Here is a 1335-nt window from a genome sequence, read left to right as displayed (position 1 = left end):
GACACTATCCCGCAAAGTGTGTAAAGTTAAAATAACAGGGGTTGGACTTTTTAAAGTCTGACCCTTTTTTCATAGATCGTAAGGAACTGATTTAAAATAATGCCCCAGTTCCTAATTGGCATTGACCACTTTTTAGTGGCTTCCCTTGTAGCCAAATATACCGATTTCATCACTGCCTCATCGGTAGGGAAAGACAATTTATTTTTAGTGTACTTCCTGATTTTACCATTGAGGTTCTCGATAAGGTTGGTGGTATAAATGATCTTTCTTATTTCCAGGGGGAACTCAAAGAATACCGTAAGGTCTTCCCAGTTATCTCTCCAGCTCTTTATAGCATAAGAATACTTACTTTCCCATAGCCCTGCAAAATCATCCAGGGCAGCTTTGGCAGCTTGCTGGTTAGGTGCGTTGTAGATATGTTTCATATCTGCTGTAAAGGCTTTTTTGTCCTTCCATACCACATACCTGCAGGCGTTGCGTATTTGATGCACTACGCAGATTTGGGTTTTGGACTCAGGGAATACGTTCCTGATGGTATCGGTAAACCCGTTTAGGTTATCAGTAGCCGTGATAAGGATATCCTCGGTTCCCCTGGATTTTATATCGGTAAGGACACTCATCCAAAAAGCTGCAGATTCATTTTTACCCAACCAAAGTCCCAATACTTCTTTCTTTCCATCTCTGCGAAGCCCAACTGCTATGTATATTGTCTTGTTGATCACCTTGGAGTTCTCCCGTACCTTGAATACGATCCCATCCATCCAAACAATAAGATATACGGGTTCTAATGGACGGTTCTGCCAGGCCACGATATCCTCGGTGACCTTCTCGGTAATCCTGGAGATGGTAGAAGTGGAAACTTCAAAATTATAAACTTCCCTGATCTGTTCTTCGATATCGCTATTGCTCATTCCTTTGGCATAGAGCGATACGATGACATTTTCAATACCATCAACCATATTGCCCCGTTTGGGGACAATCATCGGATTAAAGGAAGCATTCCGGTCTCGGGGGACCTGGATCTGGGATTCCCCGAAAGAAGTGCGTACCTTTTTCTGGCCAAAACCATTGCGGGTATTGGGGTTGTTGGACTTCTGGCTCTTCTCATAGCCCAGATGGCCATCCAATTCGCCTTCCAGCATTTTCTCAATGCCACGTTTTTGCAGTTGCTTTAAAAAGCCATTGAGCTCATCACCGCTTTTAAACTGCTTCAAAAATTCATCGTTAAATAAATCCTCTTTTTTCATACTGTGTAAAATTTAAAATTAGACAAAAAAATAACAGGGGTCGCGACCCCTGTTATTTTTCTATTTACACAGTTTATGAGATAGTCCT

1 protein-coding gene is annotated in these 1335 nt (G+C 41.9%); it reads right to left on the bottom strand.

Annotated features, from left to right (window positions below; all coding sequences use genetic code 11):
- Positions 1-50: 50 nt before the first annotated feature.
- Positions 51-1247: an IS256 family transposase gene (locus RM549_RS19310; RefSeq protein ID WP_311687745.1), complete on the bottom strand. Its 1197-nt coding sequence runs from the start codon at positions 1245-1247 to the stop codon at positions 51-53.
- Positions 1248-1335 lie beyond the last annotated feature (88 nt).

This window comes from Autumnicola patrickiae (genome assembly GCF_031846525.1).
Lineage (GTDB): Bacteria > Bacteroidota > Bacteroidia > Flavobacteriales > Flavobacteriaceae > Autumnicola > Autumnicola patrickiae.
The sequence above is the reverse complement of the archived record's forward strand: the minus strand, read 5'-3'. Positions and strand labels throughout refer to the sequence as shown.

Bases quoted from the DNA above. Each gene is read 5' to 3' on its own strand.
- RM549_RS19310 (WP_311687745.1), bottom strand. From the start codon at position 1,247: ATGAAAAAAGAGGATTTATTTAACGATGAATTTTTGAAGCAGTTTAAA.